The sequence below is a fragment of the Bremerella sp. JC817 genome (assembly GCF_040718835.1).
In the GTDB taxonomy this organism is placed as follows: Bacteria; Planctomycetota; Planctomycetia; order Pirellulales; family Pirellulaceae; genus Bremerella.
In genome coordinates this window covers 898082-917477 of sequence record NZ_JBFEFG010000274.1, presented here as the reverse complement: position 1 = coordinate 917477, position 19396 = coordinate 898082, and the positions used below count along the sequence as shown (strand labels likewise).

Annotated in this window: 20 protein-coding genes, 2 tRNA genes and 1 pseudogene; 8 read left to right on the top strand and 15 right to left on the bottom strand. The window is 56.6% G+C overall.

Annotated features, from left to right (window positions below; translation table 11 throughout):
- Positions 1-440 precede the first annotated feature (440 nt).
- The 8 genes from AB1L30_RS17950 to AB1L30_RS17915 form a co-directional block, all read right to left on the bottom strand.
- Positions 441-743 carry a hypothetical protein gene (locus AB1L30_RS17950; RefSeq protein WP_367014780.1) on the bottom strand — a complete coding sequence of 101 codons (303 nt, stop codon included), beginning with the start codon at positions 741-743 and terminating at the stop codon, positions 441-443.
- A 799-nt stretch (positions 744-1542) separates the two neighbouring features.
- Entirely contained in the window at positions 1543-1851 is a 309-nt protein-coding gene (locus AB1L30_RS17945) for a hypothetical protein (RefSeq protein WP_367014779.1), read from the bottom strand.
- Positions 1852-1863: 12 nt separating this feature from the next.
- Complete coding sequence (locus tag AB1L30_RS17940; protein ID WP_367014778.1) at positions 1864-2208, bottom strand: hypothetical protein; 345 nt, start codon at positions 2206-2208, stop codon at positions 1864-1866.
- A gap of 36 nt (positions 2209-2244) precedes the next feature.
- A complete protein-coding gene (locus tag AB1L30_RS17935; protein ID WP_367014777.1) occupies positions 2245-3228 on the bottom strand; it encodes a hypothetical protein in 984 nt (327 codons plus the stop codon).
- Positions 3229-3357: 129 nt separating this feature from the next.
- Positions 3358-3558, bottom strand: coding sequence for a carbon storage regulator (locus AB1L30_RS17930; protein ID WP_367014776.1), 201 nt, complete (start codon positions 3556-3558; stop codon positions 3358-3360).
- Between the two features lie 353 nt (positions 3559-3911).
- Complete coding sequence (locus AB1L30_RS17925) at positions 3912-4886, bottom strand: tyrosine-type recombinase/integrase (RefSeq protein ID WP_367014775.1); 975 nt, start codon at positions 4884-4886, stop codon at positions 3912-3914.
- Between the two features lie 685 nt (positions 4887-5571).
- A complete protein-coding gene (locus AB1L30_RS17920; protein ID WP_367014774.1) occupies positions 5572-6447 on the bottom strand; it encodes an SHD1 domain-containing protein in 876 nt (291 codons plus the stop codon).
- Between the two features lie 677 nt (positions 6448-7124).
- A tRNA-Asp gene (locus tag AB1L30_RS17915) sits at positions 7125-7198 on the bottom strand.
- 275 nt (positions 7199-7473) lie between these two features.
- Here AB1L30_RS17915 and AB1L30_RS17910 point away from each other — a divergent pair.
- Entirely contained in the window at positions 7474-7620 is a 147-nt protein-coding gene (locus AB1L30_RS17910; protein WP_345087040.1) for a hypothetical protein, read from the top strand.
- 77 nt (positions 7621-7697) lie between these two features.
- Positions 7698-8729: a GGDEF domain-containing protein gene (locus AB1L30_RS17905; protein ID WP_367014773.1), complete on the top strand. Its 1032-nt coding sequence runs from the start codon at positions 7698-7700 to the stop codon at positions 8727-8729.
- Positions 8730-8738: 9 nt separating this feature from the next.
- Here the strand turns inward: AB1L30_RS17905 and AB1L30_RS17900 are convergent, their stop codons facing one another.
- Positions 8739-9665, bottom strand: coding sequence for a tetratricopeptide repeat protein (locus AB1L30_RS17900; protein WP_367014772.1), 927 nt, complete (start codon positions 9663-9665; stop codon positions 8739-8741).
- Positions 9666-10084: 419 nt separating this feature from the next.
- Between AB1L30_RS17900 and AB1L30_RS17895 the strand changes: the two genes are divergently transcribed.
- A complete protein-coding gene (locus tag AB1L30_RS17895; RefSeq protein WP_367014771.1) occupies positions 10085-10411 on the top strand; it encodes a DUF6793 family protein in 327 nt (108 codons plus the stop codon).
- Positions 10412-10726: 315 nt separating this feature from the next.
- Complete coding sequence (locus tag AB1L30_RS17890; protein WP_367014770.1) at positions 10727-10954, top strand: hypothetical protein; 228 nt, start codon at positions 10727-10729, stop codon at positions 10952-10954.
- 245 nt (positions 10955-11199) lie between these two features.
- On the opposite strand, the gene AB1L30_RS17885 is transcribed toward AB1L30_RS17890, so the two are convergent.
- Together AB1L30_RS17885 and AB1L30_RS17880 are read right to left on the bottom strand one after the other, a co-directional pair.
- Positions 11200-12210 carry a hypothetical protein gene (locus AB1L30_RS17885; protein WP_367014769.1) on the bottom strand — a complete coding sequence of 337 codons (1011 nt, stop codon included), beginning with the start codon at positions 12208-12210 and terminating at the stop codon, positions 11200-11202.
- Positions 12211-12724: 514 nt separating this feature from the next.
- The gene (locus AB1L30_RS17880) at positions 12725-13333 is read right to left on the bottom strand and encodes a superoxide dismutase (protein WP_345087030.1); all 609 of its coding nucleotides are present in this window, start codon (positions 13331-13333) and stop codon (positions 12725-12727) included.
- 298 nt (positions 13334-13631) lie between these two features.
- On the opposite strand from AB1L30_RS17880, the gene AB1L30_RS17875 reads away from it, so the two are divergent.
- Positions 13632-14567: a cupin-like domain-containing protein gene (locus AB1L30_RS17875; RefSeq protein ID WP_367014768.1), complete on the top strand. Its 936-nt coding sequence runs from the start codon at positions 13632-13634 to the stop codon at positions 14565-14567.
- Between the two features lie 54 nt (positions 14568-14621).
- On the opposite strand, the gene AB1L30_RS17870 is transcribed toward AB1L30_RS17875, so the two are convergent.
- On the bottom strand, positions 14622-15029 hold the full coding sequence (locus tag AB1L30_RS17870) for a TM2 domain-containing protein (RefSeq protein ID WP_367014767.1): 408 nt from the start codon (positions 15027-15029) through the stop codon (positions 14622-14624).
- Between the two features lie 105 nt (positions 15030-15134).
- On the opposite strand from AB1L30_RS17870, the gene AB1L30_RS17865 reads away from it, so the two are divergent.
- The 3 genes from AB1L30_RS17865 (at position 15135) to AB1L30_RS17855 (ending at position 16541) form a co-directional block, all read left to right on the top strand.
- Positions 15135-15893 (top strand): 2-phosphosulfolactate phosphatase, encoded by a 759-nt coding sequence (locus AB1L30_RS17865; RefSeq protein ID WP_367014766.1) that lies wholly within the window; start codon positions 15135-15137, stop codon positions 15891-15893.
- A 211-nt stretch (positions 15894-16104) separates the two neighbouring features.
- A tRNA-Pro gene (locus tag AB1L30_RS17860) sits at positions 16105-16179 on the top strand.
- A 155-nt stretch (positions 16180-16334) separates the two neighbouring features.
- Positions 16335-16541 carry a hypothetical protein gene (locus AB1L30_RS17855; RefSeq protein WP_367014765.1) on the top strand — a complete coding sequence of 69 codons (207 nt, stop codon included), beginning with the start codon at positions 16335-16337 and terminating at the stop codon, positions 16539-16541.
- Between the two features lie 177 nt (positions 16542-16718).
- On the opposite strand, the pseudogene AB1L30_RS17850 reads toward AB1L30_RS17855, so the two are convergent.
- The 3 genes and pseudogenes from AB1L30_RS17850 to AB1L30_RS17840 form a co-directional block, all read right to left on the bottom strand.
- A pseudogene (locus AB1L30_RS17850) lies at positions 16719-17582 on the bottom strand (recombinase family protein); the annotation flags it as partial.
- Between the two features lie 165 nt (positions 17583-17747).
- Positions 17748-19217 (bottom strand): recombinase family protein, encoded by a 1470-nt coding sequence (locus AB1L30_RS17845; protein ID WP_367014764.1) that lies wholly within the window; start codon positions 19215-19217, stop codon positions 17748-17750.
- A complete protein-coding gene (locus tag AB1L30_RS17840; protein WP_367014763.1) occupies positions 19165-19389 on the bottom strand; it encodes a hypothetical protein in 225 nt (74 codons plus the stop codon). Before AB1L30_RS17840 ends, AB1L30_RS17845 begins: the two co-directional genes overlap by 53 nt.
- Between the last annotated feature and the right edge of the window lie 7 nt (positions 19390-19396).

The window sequence follows — 19396 nt, the reverse complement described above, 5'->3', positions numbered from 1 at the left end:
GTTTCTTCTCTGGACAGATGTGTTGTGTCAGAGTGTAACAGCTCATACTGCGAAAGAATGTGGGGGGACAGTATTAAGTGTTACGCATAAGTAAACAGCAATGTAGAGGAGCGTTCGATTCGCTTGTGTTACCAGCAATCGAATCGTATGAAAAGAGGTTGCCAAGCCCGTATCAGGCAAGGAGGATGCCACCCATATTGGCTGCCCCAGGGCACGGTTTGTCACGTTCACCAAAGTTGGACTGGGCGGGCGTTTGCGGTGAAATCAAGTCGAAAGGCCTTGATGTAACACATCGCAGATTCAGCGTTAAGACGCACGCGGAATGAGTTGCTGTTAAAGCGGCATGATTGCGGTCCTGTCACTTTACGCGGATTTCAAAAAGAGAGATATGAAAAAGTCTGCGTGATCATCGGAGAGGGATTAAGGTCACGTTGCTTCAATTATCGTAGGCCTTGAAAGGTGCTGAGCATTTCAATCGCTTCCGAAGCACGTTCAAAACCGCCCAGACTCTCGGCGAACTTCTTCGTCTGCAGCAGGTCGTCTGCTGTGAGCGGGCCGCGTTGCTTCGGGCCGTTTGCTTTTCGCCGGTCCATCGACTTGATCGTGCTGACATACTGAGGCGTCACGTCCTTATAGCCAGCCTTCTTCAGGGCTTCAGCCGTTGCCCCTGGGGACGCGTTCGGGTTCGCGACCATGTGCTTACGGATCGCATCGGCCTTGCTGAGTTTGGGGGTCTTCGTCATCGGTTGTCTTTCCGTTGAGAGTTCTAAAAAGTGAAATCAAAAAAGGGATAGTTGGGGCGTCGCCTGGCCGGTTTGTCGATCGAATGCCAGGCGTGGTACCTGGTGCGATGGTTCGGCTGGCTTTGTTGTTGGTAAAGGCATCGTTCTCGCCGCGATTGGGGCGGGCAGGCTCGAGGGCACGCGGCCGTTCTTGACGCAAGGCACGCAGGGGCCTCCCTTGCTATTGCGGCCGGTGTCGCCGCAGGCCATGCAAAGCGGGGATTGCTCATCGATCCAAGTGGCCCAGTCGCCTTGAACCGATTCCGTTGCCGGCTGCAGCTCGGTTGTGGGTGCTGGTGGTGGTGCGACTTGTGGCGACTCACCAGGCAACGCGACCAGGCCAGGCGTTGCTCGCCTGCTTGCGTGGATCTTTGGTGCGGCCTGGTGGGCTTCGCGGAACGCGTCGCCGTAGTCGGTTGGTTTGTCCGTTGTGGGTAAGCCTCGATCGATTCGCCAGCACGCATAAGAACAGAAGACGCCAAACGCTGGACCGCCGCAGCGGTGACAGGTGTAAATGGTTGGTATGGTCTTCATGGTCCTAACGCCTTGCTGTTCGTCTTTCTTCAAACGTGAAACAATTCCATCTGCGATCCAGCAACGCGTTCGCGGTGGATCGGTTCAAACTCCGGGTTTCGGCAGGTCGGGCAGTATCCGGCTCGCGGATCCGCTTTGCGAATGAGGTTGCAGCGGGAACACTTCCAGAACCACAAGGCCCATTCCTCGTCGTCCGGCTTTCGTTCCTTGCGTTTCTTGGTCGCCATCACGCGGCCTCCGCTTCCCAGCGTTTGACCAGGCTTGTCAGGCCCTCCGTGACGCGCTGGGCATCTTCAAAGATCAACCGGCACGCCCAGCCATGACCAGGCACCTGGTGAACACACGCGGATGCCTTGATCACGTACAAGCCAGGTTCCCGGGGAACGTCGGCCATATTCATGTGCAGCCCCAGCGACCCCGCCAATCGCGAGTCGCCGCCTGGTGTCTCGATCCGCTGGTGTTCCAGAATCGGGGCCTGGTCGCGTTCAATGCCGACCCAAACAGCCAGCGTGATAATCGATTGCTTCTTGAGCATTGGCCGGCCCTTTCAGTTCAAGCTGGGCTGCAGTTGAGCGATACAGGCAACCACCTGGTGCAGGTGGTTGTGTTGTGCCAACCGGTAATGGGTGACGCATGGCGGTTGCGGTCGGCCGTTGTCGCCCTGGTCGGTAACGGCAACGCGAATGATGTCACCAGGAACCAGGTCGCGGCCTTGCTCCTTTGCTTGCGATCGCAAACTTTCCAGGGAGACGATCAGGCTTGCTGGTGATACCTCAATCGTTTGCCCCTCTAAGGCGAATTGCGTAAATGTGAAGGTCGGAAGGTTGTTGTCGCCAGGCATCGCTTCGTAGGGGGTGACTACGTCGACTTGGATCGTCGCGGATTTGCTCATGGGTTCACTTTCAAAAGGGGCAGTTGTTTGCCGTGGTTACGCGCCGACGGCTTCGAGTTGGTTGAGCACCTGGCGTCGGGCTTCTTCCGTCGGATCGCCTGGTGTTGGGCTTCGTGGCACGCCCCGCAATTGCAACGCACCGCGGGTGTGTGCTGGGATCTGATTCGGTGGGCGATCGGGCCAGCGTGGCTCGATCCAGACGCCCAGTTCCAGTTGGTCGAAGTCGGGGCACAGGTTGCGGATTGATTGCCGGAAGTAACCCGGCGCGTTCCCCTTGCCGCGACAACCGCGGGCCGCGTCGACGAGCTGGTGACGCGTTAGCTTGCCTGGGTTGGTGTGCAGGACGCCGGCCGCTTTGTAGAAGATCCCACCATCGCCCCCGACGTAGCCGGCTTGGTGGAACAATTCCTCGGCGACTTCCAGAACCTTCACCAGCTCGACTTCGGTGAATAGCTCGCCTTGGGCGTTCTTCCCTACCTTCGCCTTTACCTGGTCAGTGCAGGCAGGCGGATCAGGGGCCTGGCTTGGTGTGGCCGGTTGGGATCGCTTCGCCTTAGGTTGCTTCTCTCTGGTACTCTGACCAGAGATGTTCTTGTTGTTCTTTTCTGAACTCTGATTTAGGTCAGGCGTTTGTGGGCTGGCATCTGACGATTTCGTGACGGTCGTTTTGCGGCGTTTCTTCGCCTGGGTCTGGGCGTTCTTGCGGCGTGCTTTCGCGGCCTGGCTGAAGCGTTCCTCCCATCGCGGGACCTCGATCGCATCCTCGGTGATCTGCAGCCAGTCGACGTAAGGGTCGGCCAAGCTCGCCCAGAAGTCGGCCGTTCCGCCCAGCATGTCAGCCAGTGCGTCGACAGTCAGGCCTGGGAAGTAGCCGTCGACCGTGTGCCGCTCGACCCAGGCCCAGAAGCTAAACAGGCGATCGAGAACCGTTGCTCGATCTTCGCCAGTCAACAGCATGATTCGCCGGAACTCGGGCTTCTCACGCAGATCTAAATCCATTTGCATCCATTCGCCGGCCATCGTTACGACTCCTTCGCCTGGTGTGTCGTGTTGAAGCTGGCCGCGTTTGGTGTGCTAATTGTCAGATGGCATCTGACAAGCGTGTCTATCTCAATCCGTTCGCGGGGCATGGTTCGCAATCCTTCCTGGTTAAGCTGCGGAATCGCTGGGACCTTGGTCAGGTTCGTTTTCGCCATAGAGCTTTAGCCACACTTCCTGGCGATGAACTTCGATATCCTTCGGGGCCTCGATTCCCAGGCGAACCTTGTCACCTTGGATCGAAACGACCTTGATCATCACGTTCTCGCCGATGCGAATGATTTGATCGGGGAAGCGAGAGAGAACTAACATCAGAATCCTTTCAGGTGTGGTCCGAGGTATCGGCCCAGGGGGCAAAAAGAAACGCCCACGCAGACACTGCGCGGGCGTTGTTGATTGATTCAAATTGCGGGCAGCGATTGAACACGCGACGCGATTCGCTCGCGTGGTTCGGTGCTGCAGGTTGTTCGACTTGGTGGAATCCATCCCGACTACTCCTTAGGCCGCCAGGGCTCCTGGTTGGTTGCCGGCTGTTCCCACGGCACCTTGGGCAAAAGGTTGGAACAGCCAGCAACCGGGGGCATAGGAGAGCACGCGCAGGACCGTCCTGTGCGTGCAGCGGGTGGAAGAGTAGGGCAGGGGATCCCAACGAAGCGGACGGCCATTTACACGACGTCCAATTTCCCCTGCCCATTTGCCAGGTCGTCGAAGATCGTTAGCTTCTCCTGCGCGGAGGAAAGCAGGCGAACCTTCTGGTAAATGCGTGTCGTTCGCATGCTCGCGTGACCGGCTGCGAATTGGGCAGCTTCGCCGCTGATCTCTGACAGGCTGGTAATTGCAATCGCGCGGATGGCATGAAAGCCAAATGGGGGCACGTCGGCCAATTCCTGCAACCGGTGCAGTTCGTCGTAGATCGTCTTCTTGGAATGGGTGACGAACATCGGAAACAGAAGGTCGCGCTGCCCTCGGATCCGCATCAAGAGACGCATGGCGTGGGGGTGAATCGGCTTTGGTTCGTCCTTCTTTGACTTGCGGCAGATCTCGTAGGGCAGCACGATCTGCATACGATCCCAGCGAACCGCACGCATCGGTATTTGCGAACACTGACCAATACGGAGCGAAGTACAAAGCATGACGCCGAACAGTGCCTGCCAAAGGTGACCAGGCAGCACGCCATCGACCTTGGGGAACGTTGCATGTTCGCCCGCAATGTGGAACAACTTCACGACGTGTTCCGCGGGAATCTCGTCCTGATAGGTCTCGCGACGCTTGGGAAGCTTGGTAAAGGGAACTCGATCCAGGAAGCCAACGGCCGTCTTCTCTTTGCCGCGCCGGCCAGGTGGTCCCGCTTGGTCGAGCACCCATTGAATATGGGACAAGTGCTTGTGGACCGTGTTGACCGACAAGTTCCGGCCGCGATAGCGATAGGCGAGCAGCTCGCCTTTGAACTCGGACAGCGTTTCGCTGCTGATTTGGTTTAACGGTGGGTTGTCGGTCAGTTCCTCCCACAAGTCGAGGGCGCGTTCGTAGCCTTCCAGGTTGCGACTGGTGGGATCCTCGATGCAGTGGGGAATGTAGTGGCGTTGGAAGAACTGCCGCAAATAAGATGAGGGCCCGAGGATGGGCGGTTGTGAGATCATTTTGCAGATGCCTCGTGCAGAAGTCCGGCGTCTGCTCGCTCCTAGCGTCCGTCGCTGCAGCAGCCGGTATCAAGGCCTCCGTGGGAACCGCGGGTTCCGCCGCGGCATGAGAGGGGAATCGTGTGGGCGCGTAACGGCCCGGTGTGCGCATGCAATCTCCGCGCATCGCTTTTGATCCGTTGGTTCAGCACCAAGCAGCAGCGTCCGATTCAACCGGCGCAAGTGGCGTCGCATGAAACGGCGGTCAGAAGCGGCGCAGGGACCCTTACAGTTCTGCGCCGCTTCTGATCCAGCCAAAGCTCGGCGGTCGTAGCCAATGCCGAAACTTCTGCAAAACGGCTACGACAGGGTTCGGAGTGTGTGCAAGATACTCCGATCAATCGTGACCACGCCGCCGAAAAAGCACGTTGGACGGTGTTGAAGGCGCGGACGCGTTGACCAGGCCAGTCGGCCTATCGAAGAACTTGCAGAAGTTTGAACGTTAGAGGATCGCAAGCAATGCCCAAGGCAGTTGGACGCGATCGGCCGCGTGAATGCGGCACTGTTTTGGTATTCCTAAGGGACAAATCTAGCCAGAAAATATTGCGTGTCAAGCGAGACCGCAGCAGATTGTTTTTGCAGAGGCGCAGAAGAAAGCCGCAGTAGAGTGATACCGCGGCTGTTTAAGAGGAATGCGTTTCGAACCCTACGGGCCGTCCTTAAGTAGCTTGCGTTCTTCGCGTGCTTGCCTTGCTCGACGAGCGAATTCAACTCGAATGTATTCTTGGTCATCATCACTAAGTAGCGTTGAGTCAACCTCGACGAGCTCACCATTGTCTTGGCGTTCGAGTGTTACTTTGTCTCCACTAAGACGTTCGAGTCGGGCGTTCACTGAGAACTTCGCGTCGGCAGTTTCCCAAACGCGAAACTGAGCGGCTCTGATCTCTGCAGCTTTCTCGGCCGCTAGTCTTTCCGCCTCGGCTTTTCGCTCTGCTTCGATCCGGTCCATTTCAGCGCGTCGCTCGATCGCTTCTACCCGCATTTGTCGTCGGGCTTCGTCTATGTCGCCGAATGCTTCAAGTACGAGCACCGTCTTGTTGGCACCCAGGATGGTTGTGTATTGAGTTGTTCCAGTGACCTTAGCAAGAGGCAAGCTGATTCCTTGGCCATCGACGGCGTCTGCCATATTGAAGCCTTTCACGATGACAAACTGTAGAGATTCGCCAACGGTACAAATGGCTGTTGTGCGATCAATGACTTGCGTGATTTCAAGGCTTGGAACGGATCCGATTGCACCGACACGAAGATTCCCAATTCTGGGTTCACCGTCTCGGATCCATCGCTTTACATCTTCCTGGTCGGGGTCATATCTCTCTTCTTCTGGTTCGCTTTGAATTTGGGAACTGATTTGAGGGTCGGCAGATGTATCTGGGGCTTGGCGTTGAAATTTCGAGGATGATTTTGATTCAGGGTGGGAAGTGCTTGAGCGAGATGGAATCGAGCTTCCTCCTCCACCGCAAGCCAGTCCAATTATCAAAAACCCCGTGATGGTGCCCCCTAGCAGCACATTGCGAACAGACATAATTCCGGCAGATCCCCCCAAGGCTAAGACGATGACAGATAAACGAATGTCATTCTAAGTGTGGGGGTGTCGGTTCGCTACTTTGGGTGGCCCCTTGGTGGGTATTTATTTTTCTCCCAATGGCTAGTTTGGTGCTAGGCTTTGGCAGTCGAGGCTTTGAAAGAATACCGGAGTCCCACTCCGGTATTGGATCTAAGTCATTTAGATTCGACGACGTTTGATGAAGAGAAATCCGGACAAACTTCCGGTGGGCGCATGAAAAAGGATCCGTGGCCCGGCGTCGCAATGTAGCTAACGAAACGAGTAATTGGCAGCGAGTGCCAAAGAGTTTCCATTGCGACCCCGGACCAGGGATCCTTCACGTAAATCGAGCGGATAGCCTGCCCGGCGTCGGATAGTGTTAGGAATACCAAAACAGTATTGGCAGTGAATGCCAAGAGAGTTTGGCTATCCGACCCCGGGCAGGGCACCGCTTTAGATCCGTGGCCCGGCGTCGCAATGTTAGCAATACGAAACCATCGATTGGCAGCGAGTGCCAAAGAGTTTCCATTGCGACCCCGGGCCAGGGATCCTTTGAGTTGTGTCAAATTTGACACAACTTGCGCGTAGAAAATGGCAGTGTTCAGGTTGCCCTGAAACTGCCATTTCTAATTTCGCTTCCGAAAAGATCGGAGAGGCGAGGCCGACGGGGATCGAACCCGCAACCACCGGATCGACAGTCCGGTACTCTAACCAATTGAGCTACGGCCCCAACTTGTCTCGCGTTGAGATAAGTAAATATAGGCCCATCGTTCTGAAACTCAAGGCCCCCCTGGCAATTTCTTAACCGCTTTTTTGCCCAAAATCTTATCGAGGCAGGAAATGCCAGTTTTGTCGTTTGTATTGCCTGGTTCTCCCCCAAAAGGGACTTCCTAAACCGAGCATTCTGAGCTGTTTTCTCCACATTCCTCCCGTTTGTGACCTAGCGTTGAAAAGTGGAACCACGTTCTGCCTTCCTATTTGTTACCAGGTCTTAGGGATTCGGCCATGCGCCAGCTCGTATTTCAGGTCATCCGCGAAATCGAAGACTTTGTCGTGCATATGGGAAGTGTGGAATGGACCATCGCGTTTGCGGTTGTCGTCGGCTTTGGTTTCCTCTGCATGCAGGGGGTGGGCAAAAAGACCAGGTCGTAGGACGCCAGTAAGCGAGAACAGAAACAGAGTATGGGCAAACAATCGATCCAACTTTAACGTGTGCAGGACAGGCCAGGATGGAAGACTGGATAATGGGAATACCGACCCCAGTGGCGATGGCATTGATCGCGCTGATCGGATACTTCCTTGGCAAACGAAATCAGAAACCTGAATCGACCGATCAAGCTTACGCCCGGCGTGAACTGAAACGCGCCAAGGCGATCGTACGCCAATTGGAAGAAATCTCGCGCGAGGTACGTCGCAACCTCTCGGCACACCAGTCGAGCATCGCTCATTTCAAAGAACGCATTACCATGATGAGTTCTAACGAGGATCAGCCTGGGGAATCGTGGCAAACGCTGTGCGAAGAAGCCGAACGCATGCTCAGTCCGACGATTCGGCTCTCGGCTCAAATCGCCAACGCCTACGACGAAGTGCGACAGCAAGCCAACTTGCTGATGACGTTTACCGAGTCTCGCACCGATCCACTCACCGGTCTCAGCAATCGCCGGGCTCTCGACGATAGCCTGGAAAGCCTGTTCGCGATGAAGGATCGCTACGAGCTGACCTTCTCGCTCTGTATTATCGACGTCGATCACTTCAAGAAGATCAACGACGAATATGGTCACCTGGAAGGAGATCGTGTGCTGCAGGCGGTCGCCAGCCTGATCGACAACTGCGTTCGCGAAACCGACGTGGTGACTCGCTATGGTGGTGAAGAATTTGTCGTGCTGATGCCTTCGACCACGTTGGCTGGCGGTTTGATCTTTGCCGAACGTGTCCGTGCAGCCGTCCAGCAGGACATGAAGGTCACCGTGAGTGGTGGCGTCGCCCAGGCCAGCGAATCAGACGAACCTCAAACGTTGCTGGCTCGCGCCGACGCGGCCCTTTACCGCGCTAAAGCGAACGGTCGCAACTGCATCTATTTCCACAACGGCGATGCTGTCCTGCCCCATCCGCTGCCAGGGCAGTTCTCGGTGCCGAATCGACCCGAAGACGAAGACAACCTGCTCGAAGAAGTTCGCTCGTTGGAACGGACGCTCGGTATGCGGTTGGACGATCAGGTCGAAACGCAGCGTATCGAACAGCGTCAGCCAGAAGCGGTCTAAGACGCTCGATTACCAGAAGCCTCGTTTGCGATCGAGCCCGTACGCGTCGGCTCGGTCGCGATCCTCTTGAGCCTTCTCTGGCTCTTCCAGCTTTTCGTAAGCCGTAGCTCGGTGCGAATACAGCACCGACAGAACTTGCTTCAGCTGTTTGTCGAGCGAAGCAACATTCTTGGGCATGTTCTCGATCTGTTCTGGGGGCAGATCTTGCAGCATCTTCGTACGGCGTGACTCGTAGAACTCGATGGCCGTATCCAGGTCGTGCAGGCCACCTTCTGGGTCTCCGGCAAACACTTTCAAATAGCCCATCGTGTCGATGTAGGTTGCCTCGTGGCCATACATGTCGATGGCACGTGTGATGTCTTTCATCCCCTGTTCGATTTGCTCTGGCGTAGCTTCATCGTCACCGGCCGCCATGGCGATGGTGTAGGCCCGCTGATTGAGAGCCTGATGCAGATGGATCGTCTTCTTGGTTTCTGCCAGGTCAACCACCTTGTCTGCCAGGAAGAGGGCACCATCGTGCTGGCCCATACGCGACAGGATGAAGGCGGCCTGGTGTAGGACCTGAGGTTTCTCTTTGCCGAGGGCGATCGCTTCTTCGATTTGCTTGCGAGCTTCGGTCTCGTCGTCGAGGCGGAAGTACATTTCGGCGGCGTTCAAGCGGAGCTGCGGATCTTCCGGATCCAGCTCCAGGGCCTCGTTCGCCAATTGCTTGGCCTGGTCGTTCTGGTCGTTCTCTAAAGCTTCGACCACTTCCGCCCACTTCCACTGAGCGGCGGAGTCGCTGGTAAAGAACGAGAAGACTCCATAGAAGGTAAACAGCAGAACCGCGATCAACAGCATCGATGCGATCGGCACGCGGCGTTCGCGCGGCGGGGCCGGAGCAACGGGCGGCGTTGGAGCAGGGGAGGGAGTCTCGGGCGAAGTCGGCTCGGTCATTCGGGATTCAGGTGATTGGCAGAAAGAAAGTCAGAGGATGCCAGTAAAAGGCTGTTCGCCTGCATTCTACCAGAATGTGCCCGCTCGCGAGAACAACGGCAGAGAGTTAACCACTAGGCAATTGCGCGACTTTTTCCCGAGAAGCACCGCGTCAAAATTTGTTTGACGCTTTCCAGACGAAGTTTTAAATTCGCCGGAAACCACCTCATTTTGTCTTCTTCGGTCCCCCTCGCTAATGATTCTTTCTGCCACGACAAGTTACCGATTGGTATCGGCGGTCGCGCCCCAGTGGCCTGCGATGTCGTAGCGGAATGGCTGCATGGGTGATGAGGGCGAGTGTCGGACCAGGCGACGATGGGGTCCGAGTTCTTTTCCTGCTCGCTCTTTCTCTTGAATCTTCGTTGAAAGGAGATTTACCCATGGCGCTTTTCGAGGTTGAAACGAATGCACATATCGTCATCACCTGGGCGGATGACGAGAACGAGGCCAAAGGCCAGGTTTACGACAACTACCCCGGTGATGACATTATCCGCATCTCGAAGCGTCCACGCATGTCGTGGGTGATCTCGAAGGCGGCACTCGGCCTCACGACAGGGCCGCTCGATCCGTGCGTAGTCGCTCGCGAGTGCTTGTCGAAGGCGGAAGGTGACAAGGTCCACGCGATCCGGTTGTACATGAACGAAACCGGAAACGACCTGAATCAGGCACGCCGCGCCATCGAATCGAACATGGTATTGGGCTGGTAACGAAACCCAGCAGTCAGCTTTGATATGTCGAATTGTCCGATCTGCGGGGACCGTCCAGACAAGGTGCGGCGAACGATTCGTATCGCCGCGGATTGTCCCCCTGCGGTCGACGGACTTTACCCGGATGAAGGTTTGCCGTTATCGGCATTCCGAAGGGAAAAATGCGGGCACTTAGGCTGGTTTCGTGCGGGAATTGCCTTGCAGGTCTCCGCAAATCTCTCACCTCCATCTCAATTCATTGAAATTGAGTGATCTGCCAGGAGGAAACGGTTCGATGGAAAAGGAACCGCATCTATTTTCTTGGGAGATTGAGCAATGAATCAATCCATTCACCGAGCAACGGAAAAGTGGATTTCCGTGAGTGCCCCGGGAGGGATGGCGAGGCAGGTTTTTGTCGACGTCTTTGATGCGACGGAACATGCCTGGAAACGCGTTGGCACCTTCACAGATCGTGCTGCCGCTGAAAAAGAGATGACTGCACTGAAGATTAAGGGAACTCTTTCCCGTGTGATTCAGCAGTCGTTTTGTCCTACCGGACGGTAAACCGTCTTGGGCAATGGGCCAGGTTTCATCGGAATCTGGCTTTCGATCTTACCGCGACCAATCCCAGGGTAAGTCCACCCTGGGATCGCGCGGCAAGACTTCTTGGGTCGCCATGCGGACGATCAGATCCCCTCAGGGAAATTCGCCAAACCACTTGGCTTCATCGCTTGATCTCTGCGCATAAAAAAAGGGAGCGATCATGAATCGCTCCCCCGTGGTGTTGCTCGATCGGTTTCGCCAGCAGACTAGCGAGTGTAGGTCGATGTCGAAGGATACGAGTCGGTGCTGCCGTAACGTGAAGTGGTGCCGCTGGAAGAGCTTCCGCTGTAGTCAGCAGTGCCACCTGGGCGATAGTGCGAATCGGCACCTGCAGCCGAAGTTGCCGAAGCAGTCTGGTAGTTTGGGCTGGTCATCGACTGATAGTTATTTGGATTCGGGGCAGCGGTGCTGGAGTAGCTGCTGGTCGAAGGATACGAACTGCTCGACTGGCTACCGCTGGTCGATGGGTAAGCCGAACCGCTCGGAGTGCTGGTCGATGGATAGGTCGACTGCGGCGTCGAGGTCGACGGGTAGCTCGACTGTGGAGTCGAGGTGGTTGGGTAACCGGTTGCCGAAGGGCTCGAGGTCGATGGATAAGCACTGGTGCCTGTCGAAGCGGCTGGGCTGGTTGGGCTACCGCTGTAGCTCGATGGCTGCGTGGCTGGGTAAGCCGATCCACCGGTGTAGCTCGAACCACCGCTGTATTGCGAAGTGGATCCGCCAGGCTGGGTGTACGAGGTAGGTGGAGCCGAGTAACCAACCGGAGCGGTGCTGCTATAACCGGCGGCCGAGTTGGCGCTCGCGGTGTAAGCGGCTGGCGAGGTGCCGTAGCTGCTGGTCGGAGGTGCTGGGCTATAGCCACCGTTGCTGTAGCTCGACTGAGGACCGGCGGTGCTGGCCATCTGAGCCGATGGGCTCGGGCTTGGGCTCGCCGAGTAGAAGCCGCGTTGTGGCTGCATCGAGGCCTGGGCCGTTTGAGCAGCGCCGGCAGCGGCTTGCTGATAGTTGTATGGGCTGGTGGCCGTCGGAGCGGACGAAGGCGTCGCACCGGCCAGGTAATTCGGCGTGACAGCCGTACGGCTTGCCATCTGGGCCGAAGAAGGTGTCGGGGTCGAAGTCGACGAAGGCGTGTTCGCCGCGTACTTCGGAGCTTCCGAGGCGCCAGCAGCCTTGCTTTCAGGAGCACCCCAGCGAGCCATGTAACCGTAGCCTGGCATAGACTTGCACCCCGTGGCTGCCACGGAAGTAACGGAAACGGCTACGGCAAAAAATAGCGACCAATGTTTGGTGTGCATTCGCATGGCGTCCTTGCCTTCGGATGTGCACGAGGTGGCAGCAAAGAGTCATTCTTCGCAGGCCAGCTCATTCGTTGATGTTTCGTGTTCGGACATGATGGCGGCAGCTCGTTCCTACAGGGGGTGAGCCCTGCGCCGGCCCGGCATGTCCCTACCTTTAATTTCAGATCGGAAGTCGAAGAGAACTCCTTCAGACAATCCGACGTGAAATTCCAGAAAACTCCCCCCAATCTGACCTCAGATTTCGGAAAGCGTGGCGGATCGTAGTAACGCCCTTCAACCGGGTCAATGCCAGTGTCGGTGGGAAAGGGGAATGCAACGAAAAAAGGCCTGATCCCGACTTGGGGAACAGGCCTTTCGATGATGGCTCTGCTATCAGGCGCGGCTTACCGTTGCTGCGTTATCTGTGGCAGCGTTGGCATCGCCGGCGTTGCGACTAGCCTTTGGCTGCGGCGTAACGCGAAGCGACTTCATCCCAGTTGATGACGTTGAAGAACGCCGAGATGTAGTCGGGACGCTTGTTCTGATAGTTCAGGTAGTAAGCGTGTTCCCAGACGTCGAGACCCAGGATCGGAGTCTTGCCTTCCATCAGTGGCGAGTCCTGGTTTGGCGTGCTGTGGACTTCGAGCTTGCCGCCCGAGACGCTCAGCCAGGCCCAACCGGAACCGAAGCGAGTTGCGGCAGCGTTGCTGAAAGCTTCCTTGAACTTGTCGAAGCCACCCAGTTCGGCGTCGATGGCTGCAGCCAGATCGCCCGAAGGAGTGCCGCCGCCACCTGGCTTCATGATGGTCCAGAACAGCGAGTGGTTCGCGTGACCGCCACCGTTGTTACGGACAGCGCCACGGATGTTTTCTGGAACCGAGTTAATACCGGTGACCAGGTCTTCGATCGATTTGCCTTCGAGGTCGGTTCCCGCGATCGCATCGTTCACCTTGGTGATGTACGCCTGGTGATGCTTGGTGTGATGGATTTCCATCGTGCGAGCGTCGATGTGCGGTTCCAGAGCGTCGTACGCGTACGGCAGCGCGGGAAGTGTGTAAGCCATGGTCGAGATCCTCAACTTATTTCAATAGGTGTCGTTACGGGCAATTCAGGCGATCAGCCTATCCACCCCCGGCAGATGGGCTGACTTGCCGACAGAATAACGGATCCCCCGGTCAGAGGCAATCATCTGAACGCGGGACCATCATTCCATTCGTAACGGTTGCAGCGAATAAATCAATCGGGTCACCGTCGATCGTCTGGGGATTCAGCAAAGCGTGGCAGAGCAGGGGACCTGGAGAGCAGGCTGCTACTAGACTTTCAAAACGCGAATTCCCTTAATATTCTCCGCGAGGCCCTTCATGTCGGTAGCAACCAGCCTGGTCGATTGCACGTTCACCAATCAACAGTTGGAAGATCGACCTCTGACCGTACAGCATCATCTGCTGGAAACCGGGCTCTTCGACGACGAGCATTTAATCCGCGTTCTGGACACTCATCCGCGCGATTATCTTAACGTCCACACCATGGGGACTGACGAAAATCGCAATGAGTGGCAGGAAGGAGACGCCTCGAAGCTCTCCGGCGAGCAGCTTTGGGAAGCGACACAAGCCGGCCGCCTCTGGCTGAACGTCCGCAACATGGCCCAGCATCACGCCGACTATCGCAATGTGATCAACGACCTGTACGACGAACTGGAAAGCAAAGTGCCTGGCTTTATCGCTCTCGAGCGTTCGGCCAACTTGTTAATCAGCAGCCCGCGTGCCTTGGTCTATTACCACCTCGATATTCCCTGCAATATGCTGTGGCACATGCGCGGGGTGAAGCGTGTTTGGGCCTATCCGCCACGTGACGATCGTTACGTGACCCAGCAGAAGGTGGAAGATGTCATCTGTGGCATCTGCAACGAAGAGCTCGACTATCAACCGGAGTTTGATGCGGAAGCGATGGTCGTCGACTTGCAACCAGGACAGATGGTGACTTGGCCGCAGAATACGCCGCACCGGGTGAGCAATCTCGAAGGATTGAACGTTTCACTCACAACCGAGCATCTCACGCCGAAAGCTCGCCGCCGCATCAAACTGTTTCGCGCGAATCGGTTCTTGCGGCATACCATGGGTTGCCGTCATCTCTCGCAGAATACCGAAGGCCTGAGCTATCGAATGAAGGTCTCGTCGTATGCCTTCGTCAGGGCCTGGGAAAAGATGTTCCCCAAAAAGGCGGAAGGTTACCACTATCCGGTAACCTTCAAGCTCGATCCGAGCCATCCCGCCAAGATGGAAGAGATGGCCAAGTAAGGCCGAACGCACCCAGCGTGGTCGGCCTTTTTCAAACGACGAAGCGTCGCGTGCTTAGTGCAGCGTGAGCGAGCGGTTGATGTCGTCGACTTGCTGATTGATTGTCACCAGGTCGTATATCCATCCGATCCCGAACAGGCCGCCCGTCAGCAGCCAAATAATGCCGCTGATCCACTTGCCCATGTAGAAGCGGTGGATGCCAAACGCACCGAGGAAGACGGTCAGCAGCCAGGCCACGGTGTAGTCGAGCGGCCCTGCTTTGAAGCGAGCATTGCATTCGGCATCCATGGCCGGGATCAAGAACAAGTCGATGATCCAGCCAATCAGCAGCACACCGCCGGTTAGCATCCAAATAACGCCGGTAAGCGGCTTTCCATAATAAAAGCGATGCGCGCCGAAGATGCCGAACGCCCACGCAATGTAGCCGACGACGATGGAGTGAGTATTGTTGCTTTCGCTCATTCCTCTAATAGCCCTTTTAGGTGATAATCTGGTTGTTGGGTTCGCTACCCATAATGTAGATTCGCTGACACGCCGAGAACATTGGATAGTTGCCAGGAGCAAATTTTGAAGACCAAGCGGATCGATGTCTACCTACTGCCTGCGTTGATGGGCGAAGCCGATCTGACCCAGGGCGTTGCCGTTGTGATCGATGTCTTGCGGGCCACGACCACCATTGTGCACGCCGTTGCCAATGGGGCCGATTATGTCATGCCTCAGTTAACGATTGAGGAAGCACGCGAGCAGAAGACGCAGCAGCCCACCGCTTTGCTCGGTGGAGAACGGGGCGGGCAGAAGATCGAAGGCTTCGACCTGGGCAATTCGCCAGCCGAGTATCCAGCCCAGCGGGTAAAGGGGCGACCGATCATCTTCACTACCACCAACGGTACCAAAGCGATGCAGGCCTGCAAAACGGCTCGCGACATCTTCATTGCCGCCTTCGTTAACCTGACCGCTCTTTGCAACGAACTGGCCGAGCACGAACATATCCATGTCGTGTGTGCCGGGACCGAAGGAGAGATCACCCGCGAAGACGTATTGCTGGCCGGCGCGATCGTCGATCACCTTTCGTTGGGGCGTCTCGATTCGATCGAGCTGAACGACCAGGCCCAGATCGCGGCCGATGCCTGGAGAGAAGCGAAGACCGGACTGACGATGTCGACCCTGGCAGAGCGACTCAAGCGAAGCCGCGGAGGTCGCAACGTCCTGCGGATTGGCTTGGAAGCAGATATTGAAATAGCGGCCACGCTCGACAAATTCGACGTGGTGCCGCACCTGGATACGGCAAGCTGGAAAATTCGCGATCCGCGGAATCGGACCCCATAAGCGTCAATTTCGGTCGCCTGCTCCGCCAAAACACCGCTCAGGGAGGAAGCAGGCCGCTAGGAGGCCTTGTTTCCGCTGCTGAGAGTTGGCATATTGGTACCTTCCCCTCGGGTGCCGGGCGTCATCTAAGCGAACCGCCACCCACCGGCCGTGTCCTCCCGACACCGCCAGGCCCAAAGCACCCGCTTTCCGGCCACCAGGGAATCCATTCCGGGGTATAGCGCAGCCTGGTTAGCGCGTTTGACTGGGGGTCAAAAGGTCGCAGGTTCGAATCCTGTTACCCCGACTATCTTTCTGAAGAAGCCCTTCGGCCAACAGGCTGAAGGGCTTTCTCATTGTGGCGACGAGACTTGCGCCGTCGAGCGTCCAGTTCAAACAGAGGATTTCGAGGATTCGACGTTTTGCGGCATAGTCGGCGTCAAACCATTTCTCCCGAAGGCTTTGCGAAAGTTCAAACGCTTTCACCGCAATGTCGATGATTTCGTTCCGGCCACGGCTGCAACGGTCAATTTCGAGGCGCAACTCGGCTTCCTCATCCCTCAACTCTCGTGCTTTCCGGGCGAAGGTGTCGGCATCGATCTCTTCGAGCAGCCGAAGGTTGAGCAACTGCTGCTGAAGACGCACGACTTCGGTGTGCCGGTTCTTTAAGTTGCCGTCCTCTTTCGAAGCTTGGCCGAATTCCCAATTCGTCGCCTGCCGAAGCTGCTCACGGAACAAGTCACGGAACTCGGCGTCCTCCACCCGCAGGGTGTCGAAGATGGCGAGCATCTGGGAATCGAGTTCGTTCTCGGTCAGGCGGATGCGTGGATGGTCGCCCTTGTGGTACTGGGTGCAGCGGTAGTAGACGTACTCCCGCTCGCCGCTCTTCGTCATTTTGAATTTTCGCTCGCCGGTGATCGGCGATCCGCAGTGGGCACACTCGATCAGGTCGCTGGCGTAGGTCATTTGGTGCTGCTTGTAGACTTTCTGGCCGAGGAGAGTCTGGACTCGATCCCAGAGTCGCCGGTCGATGATCGGTGAGTGCGTGCCGGGAAGCCACTGCCCCCGGAACTTGATCTCACCGATGTAGGCACGGTCGGTCAGGATCGTGTAGAGCTTGCTTCGCCCGAACTTCGTCATCGACGGCAGGTATTCGATCCCCTCGGCCACCAGAGCATCAGGGAGCGTGTCGAGTGTGTGGCTGTGATACCCGTACAACTCGAAGATGCGTCGGATGGTCCGGGCATTCTCGGGGTGGACTTCGACGATGCTGCGGCCATCGATACGGACGTTTGGGTAGCCATAGGGCGGTCGGCTCGGAAACAAACCACTTTCGACCCGGCGTTCGATGCCTTCTTTCACATCAATCGACTGCTGTTCGGTGTAGAAGCTGGCCATGCTCGCCAGCATCCTCCGCTGCATCCGACCGGCTGGCGTGTTCTCGGTTGGCTGGGCCACGGAGATGAACTGGACGCCGAACTCGGACTCCAGACGCTCAAGCTCGACGTAATCGAACAGGTTTCGGGCGGCACGGTCCACCTTGTAGAAGAGCAGCCCGTCGAGCTTGTGAGCATTCTTCTTGGCGAAGGCCATCAGTTCCTTGAAGGTGCTGCGCTCGTCGTATTTCGAGGCCGTCTCAGCGATGCGAAAGAGGCGGACGATCTCACCATTGTTCCGCTCGGCATAGTGGCGCAGAGCATCCACCTGCACGTCGAGGGAGAACCCTTCACGCTCTTGTTCCCGGCTGCTGACCCTCGCCAGTGCGACATATCGTTTCTGTGGTTGCGCCACTGGACCATCCCTGAAAGAAAACAGACTTCACCTTTCGATGAAGTCCATTTTCTCCGAGAAAAGCCGATCTGCAACGGCGAAGCACTATCCTGCCCGAAATAGTTCTAACGGTGTCCTGTTCTCTGGGACCAGCGTTCGGCCTTCGAGCCGGAACCCTCCTAACAGGGCTGACAAAGCAAGCTGTCTGGCTCGCCGCTCCATTGCCAGCCAGTCGTTCGAGAGGACATCGAATACTTGAACAGCTTGACCGGAGATGGACTCGATGCCTTGCCCGATCCGCTCCTGCCGTGCCATCTGCGTTAGGAGTCTCCGCTCCCTCTCGTCGAATTCGGACTGCTGCTGGTCGAACAGTGCGTCTGAGATCGATCCTGATAAGTTTCGACTCAAAAGCTTCTGGCGCTGCGTTTCCAGCAGTGACAAGAGGCGCTTCGACTCGGAGACCTGAACCTTCTCGTCATCGAACCGGGTTTCCAGAATGGATCGGGCCACCATCTGGACAAGACTTCGGCTCTCATCCGACAAGTCGCCCACTGAGTCGAACATATTCTGCAACTGCCGGTCGAGTTCCTGCTCGGTGAGCCGCACTCGTGGGTGTCCTGCTGTGCGATACCGAGAGCATCGATAGTAGATGTAGGGTTTGAGTCCCTTCTTCGTCATCTTGGACTTCTCTTCGCCGGTCACGAAGTGTCCGCAGTGGCCGCACTTAATCAACTTACTGGCGTAGACCAGTTCGTGTGAGCGATAGGTCTGCTCGTTGAACGAGACACGAATCTGATCCCAAGTCAGTTGATCGATGAGTGGCTCATGTTGGCCGGGATGCCATGCCCCTCGGAACCAGATGAAACCAAGGTACGATCTGTCATGGAGAATCGAGTTGATCTTTGACTCGGAGAACTTCGGCTTCGACTCACAGTAGAACAACCCTTCGTCAAACATCCGTTCGCTGACTTCAAGCACAGTGAGGCCGTGGTTCGCACGAAGTTCGGCGACACGCCTCACCTTGTTGCCGTTCTGAGGATGCGTCTCGACGTAGCTTCGCTTATCGATGCGACGATTTCGATAGCCGAATGGAGGAGTAGACGGAAACCATCCCTCAGCCACTCGACGTGCGATCCCATCCCTGACATCAAGCGACTGCTGTTCAGTCTGGTAGGCGGCAACGGTTGCCAGTGTACGACGCACCATTCTGCCGGTCGGAGTGTTCTGGACTGGCTGCGTGATGGCGATGAACGGGAGTCCGAACCGAGTCTCGATTTCCTCCAGCTTCATGAAGTCGCTCATGTTTCTGGCGGCACGGTCAATCTTGTAGAAGAGTATCCCACCAAGTTCATGAGCGTGCTTTTTGGCATAGGCGATCATCTCACGGAACTGGCTCCGCTCTTCTGCTCTCGTCCCGGTCTCGGCAACTTCAAACGTCTTCTGAATTTCAATTTTCTCTCGCCGTGCGTAGTCCTCGAAGGCATCCAACTGCACATCCAGTGAGAAGCCCTCGTCTTTCTGTTCACGGCTGCTCACCCTCGCCCAAGCGATGTACTTCATTTTTTTCTTCTTCATCGTCGATCTCCAGCTTCAACAAACCAGTTGCTTCAAGAAGCTGGCTCAAAGACAGCAAGACCTGCACGGCCTCTTCTTCACCGAATGGCTCGGAACTTTTGGGTCGAAAGTTGCGAATCGCCTGCTCGACGAGTTCGTCGGTCATCCATCGAGGACGTTCATCGCTGTCCATGTCGCCC